This window comes from Streptomyces murinus, from assembly GCF_002154555.1.
GTDB classification, from domain to species: Bacteria; Actinomycetota; Actinomycetes; order Streptomycetales; family Streptomycetaceae; genus Streptomyces; species Streptomyces murinus.
The window spans coordinates 1-7618 of sequence record NZ_MUNF01000268.1 but is presented as its reverse complement, the minus strand read 5'-3'; the positions used below and the strand labels follow the sequence as shown (position 1 = coordinate 7618).

Here is a 7618-nt window from a genome sequence, read left to right as displayed (position 1 = left end):
GGATGGGGCTCACGGGCGCGGCGATCGAGACGATCACGGCCAGGCTGGAGATCTCGGCGACCCCCGCGCCCGTGAGCCCCATCCGGGGCAGGAGCAGCAGGGTGAGCCCGAGGACCAGGACGCACAACAGGCCCTGGAGCCAGGCGAGTCCGGCGGTGCGGCTCTGCGCGCGCAGGACGGCGAAGTAGGTCTCCATGACGACCCGGAGCAGGGTGCCCACGGCGAACAGGCGCAGCAGCCCGGTCGCCGCGTCCGCGTAGCCCGCGCCGAAGACGCCGAGGATCCAGGGCGCGCCGAGGAACAGCGCGGCGCTGATCGGCAGCATGATCCGGGCCATGCGCCACAGCGCCGCGCGGGCGTTGGCGGCCAGCTGCTCCGGGTCGTGCGAGCCCTCGACGGTGAGGGAGGCGCCCATGTTGACGGCGAGCAGGTTGCAGGTGCCGCCGATGGTGGTGGTGATGTAGAAGTACGCGTTCTCCGCCGAGCTGACCTGCGCGGCGATGATCACCGGCACCAGATAGACCACGGCGAGCGAGAACAGGGAGCCGGTGTAGTCCCCGGCCAGGAACCGCCCGACCTCCCGCGCGGGCGGCGGCCCGGCCCGCCCGGCGGTCGCCGCGACATGGCGGGGCACCAGGCGCCGGAACACCAGCCAGCCCAGCGGCACCACGGAGGTGGCGATCGCGGCCACCCAGGACACGAAGACCCCGGTGGCCGGCACGGCGACGGCGAACGCGGCGAGCAGCACCAGCTTCACCGCCGAGAACACCGTGTTGCCCACCGGCACCCAGGGCGCGCTGCGCAGCCCGGTCAGCACCCCGTCCTGGAGGGTGAGCAGGTTCCAGGCGACCACGGCCGCCACAAAGCCGAGGCCGGGAAGCAGGCCGTGCAGAAAGCGGTACGAAGGCCCCCAGGCGTCCAGCGTGCCCAGGAACACTCCGGCGGCCAGCGCGACGACCAGTGAACTGCCCGCGTACGTACGGAAGATGAAGCGGCCGGTGCGCTTCCCCGACACCGGGATGAACCGGGCAAGCGCGCCGGTCAGGGTCACCGCGGTGAGCCCGGCGAGCAGCTTCATCGCGGCGATGGCGGCCGAGCCCCGGCCGACCGCGGCATCGGAGTAGTAGTGCGCCGCGGCCAGCCAGAAGCCGAGGCCCAGCACGGCGGAGATCCCGGTGTTGAGCATCAGCGCGTACGCGTTGCGCAGCAGCGGACCCCCGCCCGGGGCGCGCGCGGCGCCGGGCGCCCTCGCCGCCTCGGGCCCGGGCGCGGTGGTCGTGTCAGTCACGGGCCCGACCGGCCTTCCAGAGCGCCGGGCCGATCCGCCGCGCCCCGCGCACGAGCGCGTACCCCTGGGTGAGGGCCCGGTCCCGGGCGAACGTACGGCCGATGTCCTGGCCCCGCAGCAGCCGTGTGAACTCCTCGGCGTCCGTACGGCGGCGCACCGTGACCCGGCGCAGCGCGTACGGCCCCTGGGCGCGGCGGGCGAGCCCGTTGCCGACGGCGAGCGCCTGCGCGTACCCGGCCGCGCGCACCGCCCGGCGCACCCGGCGGCTGGAGTAGCCGTAGGGATACGCGAACGACCGTGGCCGCGCCCCGAGTTCACCGGAGAGGATCTCCGTGCACCGGCCCAGCTCCTCGGCCAGCGCCGCGTCGTCCAGCTGGTCCAGCTGGGGATGGGTGTGGCTGTGCCCGCCGATCTCCACGCCGGAGGCGGCGAGCCGGCGCACCTGGTGCCAGTCGAGCATGGTGTCGAGGCCGCCCCCGGTGTCGTACGCGCCCCGCAGCCAGCCGGTGGAGACGAACAGGGTGGCCGGGAAGCCGTGCCGGGCGAGCAGCGGCAGGGCGTGCCGGTGCACGCCCTCGTAGCCGTCGTCGAAGGTGATCAGCACCGGGCGCGCGGGCAGCGGCCGGCCGCCGCGCCAGTGCGCCGCCAGCTCGGCGGTGGTGACGGGTGTGCTGCCCAACTCGCTGATGAGGGACATCTGTTCGGCGAACGCGTCCGGTGTGACGGACAGGGTCCGGGTGGCGGCGCTGGGCGCCGTTGCGACCGAGTGGTACATGAGGACGGGCACCGGCTGGTCACTCACGCGGGCCCCCGGTCCGGTCGCCGGTCCCGGCGGTGGCGTACGACCCCCGCCGCACCCGCAGGCTCCCCACCGCGAACCCTCCCGCCGCCGCGAGCACCCCGGCGACGATGGCGCCCGCACGGCCCGCGCCGCCCGGCCGGCCGAGCAGGGCGTCACGCAGTCCCCGGGCCACACCGGCGGGCAACACCCGGGTGGTGTAACGGCGTTCGGACTCCAGCCCCTTGGCCGCGCCGACGCTGCGGGCCACCAGGGCCTTGGACAGGCCCTCGGCGTAGGCGCGGGTGCGGAAGTAGGCGAAGTTCTCCCGCACCCGTGGCACCCGGTGGTGGATCACCGCACGGTCGTCGATGAGCAGCACCCCCTCGGGGCGGGCGCGGGTGAGGCGGATGCACAGCTCCGTCTCCTCGCAGCCGAGCGGGCGCCGGCCGCCGTCGCGCCCGATGCCGGTGGCGAAGCCGCCCGCCGCCTCGAAGGCCGTAAGCCGGAACGAGGCGTTGCCGCCCAGCACATTGCGCACCCGCACCCGGCCCGGCGGCAGGCCACGGTAGGTGCAGCCCACCACCCAGTCGAACTCCTCCGGGAACCAGGCGGGCCGCCTCCCGGAGGCCCACACCGGCTCGGTGCGCCCGCCGACCGCCAGCACCCGGGGGTCGGCGTACGCCTCGGCGAAGCGGCGCAGCCAGTCCCGTTCGGCCACGGCGTCGTCGTCCAGGAAGGCGATCACGTCGCCGCGGGCCGCGGCGATGCCGGTGTTGCGGCCCGAGGACAGGCCGCGCGGACCGGAGTTGGGCAGCACCCGGACGCTCTCGGCCGTCCGGTACGCGCGCTCCAGCCGTGCGCCGAGGGCCGGGTTGTGGTCCACGACCAGAAGGGTCTCCAAGGCCGGGTACGACTGCGCGCGCACCGAGGAGACCGCCGCGAGGATGTCCTCCCAGCGGTCCTCGGTGTAGGCGCAGATCACGACGGAGATGCCGGGATCGTTCAAGACACCTCTCCCCGCCGTGCCTTGAGCAGCGGGGAGTGCCGCACCCGGCGGCGCAGGGCCCGCCGGTTGGACCGCTCGCGCAGGATCACCCGCAGCACCCGCAGCCCGTCGCGCACCGCCCGCAGATTGCTGGTGCCGTGGATGCGCAGATACTCGTGACTCGGGATCTCCTGCACTCTCAGGCCCGCCTTGACCACTCTGATGTTCATCAGCGTCTCGACCTCGAAGCCGGTGCAGTCGAGGTCGATCTTGTCGAGGCAGTGCCGCCAGAACGCGTTGTAGCCGTAGCACAGATCGGTGTAGCGGGCGCCGAACTTGCGGTTGACGACGGTGCACAGCGCCCAGTTGCCGAGCTTGCGCACGAAGGTCATGTCGTCGGTGCCGCCGCCGTTGGCGAAGCGGGAGCCCTTGGCGAAGTCGGCGCCGGAGACCAGCGCGGAGACATAGCTGACGATCTCCCCGCCGTCCGCCGAGCCGTCCGCGTCGACCATCACGATGATGTCGCCGGTGCACGCCTCGAACCCGGTGATCAGGGCGTCCCCCTTGCCCCGGCCGCGCTGCGGGACGACCTTGAGGCGCGGCCACAGGGACCTGGCCACCTCGACGGTGTCGTCGGTGGAGTTGCCGTCCACGAGGACGACCTCGTGGATCCAGTCGGGAAGGCTCTTGAAGACGTAGGGCAGGTTCTTCGCCTCGTTCATGGCGGGGATCACGACGCTCACCGGTGGAGTGATCGCCAGGTGCGAGGAGATGGGCCGGTAGTGCGTGACGAGCAGCGGTTCGCGGCCCGGACTCGGCGGGCGCAGCGCTGAACTCATGGTTGGTTCCCTCTCGTCCGGTGGGCCGCCCACCCCCGGGCGGCCCGGCTCAGGGTCCGGTTCGAAAGGGGGGTTCTCCTCCGGAGGCGCGGCGAGCGGAACTCCGCACCCCTGGACGAGCTGGCAAAGCTGTCCGGGCCGCCGGACGGGCATGGCGGCCGGTCGCGCGGCCCGGCCCGGTCACCGCTCGCGGTCACCGAGCACGGCACCCCCCTACCGCGCTCCGCGACGGACCCACCAGGGCGCCCGGCCCTCCCCAGGGACCGTGCACCGGCGAACCGCCGCGGTTGAGCTGTATGACGGTATTGACGGTTGAGCCCGAAAGGCAAGACCTGGAAGGTGCCTCACCTTTCCCATGATTGGCCCGTTGCGTAACAGTGGCTCACCTTGCTCACTCTTGTGTGCTTTTACCGGTAATTCGATCCCGGAGATGAACGAGGAGCAGCAGGGCCAGGCTCAGTACGGCGACGGCGGCCACTCCGCCCCGGACGCTCCAGTGGTGCACCGCGAGCATCACCTGGGCCACCAGCAAGTCGACGACCACCGCACCCGCGAGTGCGCACAGGGCACGGGCGAAGGGGTCGAGACCGCGCAGGGCCGCGGCGAGCGCGGCGGCCGGCGCGAGCAACAGGAAGAGCAGGGTGCACGGGCCGCGCAGCGCGGAGTTGGAACCGGTGAGGGCGAGCAGCGCGCCGGCCGTCGAGACGGCGGCCGCGGCGCCCGCGAGCAGCGGCGACAGTTCCCTGTTGATCCGTAAGGTGCGCATTGGCGACTTTGCCCCCCGAAGCGCCGGATGCCGGGCTTTAATGTCGCGCAGGCCCGAGGGGGGCGTCAAGGGCGGCCGTCCCCCGAAAAACCCACTGGAGCAGGTGTCTGAGGCGTGGTCAACACAGTTGACATGTACGCGCAATACATAAGCAGTAAATCTTTGAAGACGGTCTTATTGAGAGTCAAAAATTCTTGACATGAACACTTCCGCTCAACGCGCGTAGTTGCTACTTAAGTTGCCGCAGACTTCCTGCTCACCTGGGAGATACACCATGAGACGTTCCCGCCTTGTCGGATTCGTTGCTCCACTCCTCCTTGCTCTCGGCCTCGGCTTCACGCAGGCGGCGTCGGCGCAGGCGGCATCCAACAGCGGTGGCTATGTGGCGCTGGGCGACTCCTACGCCTCCGGCGTCGGCGCCGGCAGCTACATCAGCTCCAGCGGCGACTGCGATCGCAGCACCAACTCCGCGGCCTACCTGTGGAACGCCGCGCACAAGCCCACCTCCTTCGCCTTCAACGCCTGCTCGGGCGCCACGACGGACGATGTGATGGCCAACCAGCTCGGCTCGCTCAACTCCTCCACCTCGCTGGTGTCCATCAGCATCGGTGGCAACGACGCCGGCTTCGCGAGCGTCATGCAGACGTGCGTGCTGAACTCGGACAGCACCTGTCTGTCCGCCATCGCGAGCGCGAAGTCCTACATCACCAACACGCTGCCCGGGAAGCTCGACACCGTCTACAACGCGATCCACTCCAAGGCGCCCAACGCCCGTGTGGTCGTGGTCGGTTACCCGCGCTTCTACCTGCTCGGCCAGGTCTGCCTCGGTCTGTCCGACACGAAGCGGTCGGCCATAAACGGTGCCGCCGACACCCTGGACAGCACCATCCAGTCCCGTGTCTCCGCCCACGGCTTCGCCTTCGGTGACGTCCGCAGCGCCTTCTCCAGCCACGAGATCTGCTCCAGCAGCTCCTGGCTGCACAGCCTCAACGTGCTGGACCTCACCGAGTCGTACCACCCCACCGCCGCCGGTCAGTCCGGTGGCTACCTGCCGGCCCTCACCAACGCGGCCGGCTGACCCGAACGGGTGAGCACTCCACGACGCACCACCGGGCCCGCCCGTCAGGGTGAACCGACCGAGCGGCCCGAGGCGTCGACGTAATACCTGGTACCTCCCGGATGAGCCCGCCGTGTGCACCCGGCGGGGTCGCCCACCACGGCGGCGGGGACTCTGGCCGATGGGGCCTCTGCCGACCGGACGGCCGGGCGCGTGAGATGGACCACGTTCCCGGCCGCCTCCGCACAGCTTCCTCCGCCCGCGCCGCGACCGGCGCGGGCGGTCGCGGTCGCGGCGCCGGAGCGACCGCCGCCGGGCCGCAGCCGGGACCCGCCGTCACCCTGGGGCTCCACGGGGGCGGCGCGCCCTTGATCACGAGGGGGCCGGCGCCGGACGGGCGTCACGCGCCGTGACGGCCGTCCCGGACCGGCGAACCGGCGCGAGCCGTCGGCCAGCCCATTGTCCAACTCGCCCTGAAACCGGTCGGATTCGGAGAGTAGTCGGCTTGGGATGGTCAACCGCCTTACGGGGAAGGTGAATCCTGAAGGCGCGATACACGAGTGCCCCGGTGGGGAGATAGGGTTACTCTGCCCGGGGCCGGGTGGACTCGTACGGGTGGGGAGTGACATGGAACAGATAACAGTGCGCAGCAGGGCCAGGGTCCCTGCGATCACCTGCGGGAGCAGCGCGACCAGCTCGCGCCTCGACCGGCATCTGGCGGTGCTGGGCGGTCCCGCCATACCGCAGCAGAAGACCGTCGAGGCGACCTCGCTGATGCGGGAGCTGACGGCGCGGGACACCCGGCGCACGCACAGCGACCGGGGCGCGCGGGTCCGCCGGGTCTCCCTCTTCGCGCCCCTGCGCCGACTGCGTCGTTCGCTGTTCGGCGGCCACTAGTCCGGTCCTCGACCGGCCACTGATCCGGCCCCGATCCGGCCACCGATCCCCTTGAGCGCCCCTCCGGCGCTCACTGGGCGAACCGACGGTCCTGGACCCCGTCCAGGCCCGCGCTCAGGCCGCCACACCGTCCCGGCGCAGCGCTGCGATCTCGTCGTCCGTCATTCCCACGGCACGCAGCAGCGCCCCGGTGTGCTGTCCGAGCGCGGGCACGTCGCCCATCCGCGCCTCGCCCCCGCCCGGCAGCGTGAGCGGCGGCAGCAGCGCCCGCAACGGCCCCACCGGCGAACCCACCTGACGCCATCGGTCCCGGGCCGCCAGCTGCGGATGCTCCGCCAGCTCGCGCGGATCCCGCAGCCGGGCACAGGCGAGCCCCGCCCGCTCCAGCCGCGCCAGCGCCTCGCCGGTGTCCAGCGCGCCGAGCGCCCGGGCCACCGCCGCGTCCGTCTCCGCCCGGTGCGCGACCCGCGCCGCGTTCGTCGCGAACACCGGGTCCGCCCCCAACTCCGGCCGCTCCATGACCTGTTCGGCAAGGCGCCGCCACTCCCGGTCGTTCTGCACCGACAGGAGGACCTGGCCGCCGTCCGCCGTCGGATAGGCGTTGTAGGGCGCGATGACGGGATGCGCGAGACCGGTGCGCGCCGGGGGCTCGCCGTCGTGCATCGTGTGGTGCAGCGGATGCCCCATCCACTCCGCGAGCGAGTCCAGCAGGGACACCTCCACCGGGCCGCCGCGCCCGGTGACGCCCCGGCGCACCAGCGCCGCCAGCACCCCCGAGAAGGCGTACATGGCCGCCGCGATGTCCGCCGCCGGGATCCCCGCCTTCACCGGCCGCTCCGGCGTCCCGGTGACCGACACCAGGCCCGTCTCGCACTGCACCAGCATGTCGTAGGCCCGCTTGTCCGCGTACGGGCCGTGGGGGCCGTACCCCGAGATGTCCACGGCGATCAGCCGCGGATGGGCCGCGCACAGGGTGGCCGCGTCCAGGCCGAGCCGGGCCGCGGC

8 protein-coding genes are annotated in these 7618 nt (G+C 72.5%); 2 read left to right on the top strand and 6 right to left on the bottom strand.

Features of this window, described 5'->3' with window-relative positions:
* The 5 genes from CCN72_RS17665 to CCN72_RS17645 form a co-directional block, all read right to left on the bottom strand.
* The coding region (locus tag CCN72_RS17665) for a lipopolysaccharide biosynthesis protein (protein ID WP_425276153.1) at positions 1-1288 on the bottom strand (1288 nt) is incomplete at its 3' end.
* Entirely contained in the window at positions 1281-2090 is an 810-nt protein-coding gene (locus tag CCN72_RS17660) for a polysaccharide deacetylase family protein (protein WP_244174287.1), read from the bottom strand. The genes CCN72_RS17665 and CCN72_RS17660, both read right to left, overlap by 8 nt.
* A complete protein-coding gene (locus CCN72_RS17655; RefSeq protein ID WP_086808348.1) occupies positions 2083-3075 on the bottom strand; it encodes a glycosyltransferase family 2 protein in 993 nt (330 codons plus the stop codon). The genes CCN72_RS17660 and CCN72_RS17655 overlap by 8 nt, the downstream gene beginning before the upstream one ends.
* Positions 3072-3893, bottom strand: coding sequence for a glycosyltransferase family 2 protein (locus CCN72_RS17650; protein WP_037658302.1), 822 nt, complete (start codon positions 3891-3893; stop codon positions 3072-3074). The genes CCN72_RS17655 and CCN72_RS17650 overlap by 4 nt, the downstream gene beginning before the upstream one ends.
* 391 nt (positions 3894-4284) lie before the next feature.
* Positions 4285-4659 (bottom strand): hypothetical protein, encoded by a 375-nt coding sequence (locus CCN72_RS17645; RefSeq protein WP_167408686.1) that lies wholly within the window; start codon positions 4657-4659, stop codon positions 4285-4287.
* Between the two features lie 274 nt (positions 4660-4933).
* Here CCN72_RS17645 and CCN72_RS17640 point away from each other — a divergent pair, with 274 nt between their 5' ends.
* The gene (locus tag CCN72_RS17640) at positions 4934-5737 is read left to right on the top strand and encodes an SGNH/GDSL hydrolase family protein (RefSeq protein WP_085564022.1); all 804 of its coding nucleotides are present in this window, start codon (positions 4934-4936) and stop codon (positions 5735-5737) included.
* 606 nt (positions 5738-6343) lie between these two features.
* Positions 6344-6613 carry a hypothetical protein gene (locus CCN72_RS17635; RefSeq protein ID WP_037658345.1) on the top strand — a complete coding sequence of 90 codons (270 nt, stop codon included), beginning with the start codon at positions 6344-6346 and terminating at the stop codon, positions 6611-6613.
* A 114-nt stretch (positions 6614-6727) separates the two neighbouring features.
* Here the strand turns inward: CCN72_RS17635 and CCN72_RS17630 are convergent.
* On the bottom strand, positions 6728-7618 hold an 891-nt coding region (locus tag CCN72_RS17630), incomplete at its 5' end, for a CaiB/BaiF CoA transferase family protein (protein WP_086808347.1).

Bases quoted from the DNA above. Each gene is read 5' to 3' on its own strand.
- CCN72_RS17640 (WP_085564022.1), top strand. From the start codon at position 4,934: ATGAGACGTTCCCGCCTTGTCGGATTCGTTGCTCCACTCCTCCTTGCT.
- CCN72_RS17650 (WP_037658302.1), bottom strand. From the start codon at position 3,893: ATGAGTTCAGCGCTGCGCCCGCCGAGTCCGGGCCGCGAACCGCTGCTC.
- CCN72_RS17635 (WP_037658345.1), top strand. From the start codon at position 6,344: ATGGAACAGATAACAGTGCGCAGCAGGGCCAGGGTCCCTGCGATCACC.
- CCN72_RS17645 (WP_167408686.1), bottom strand. From the start codon at position 4,659: ATGCGCACCTTACGGATCAACAGGGAACTGTCGCCGCTGCTCGCGGGC.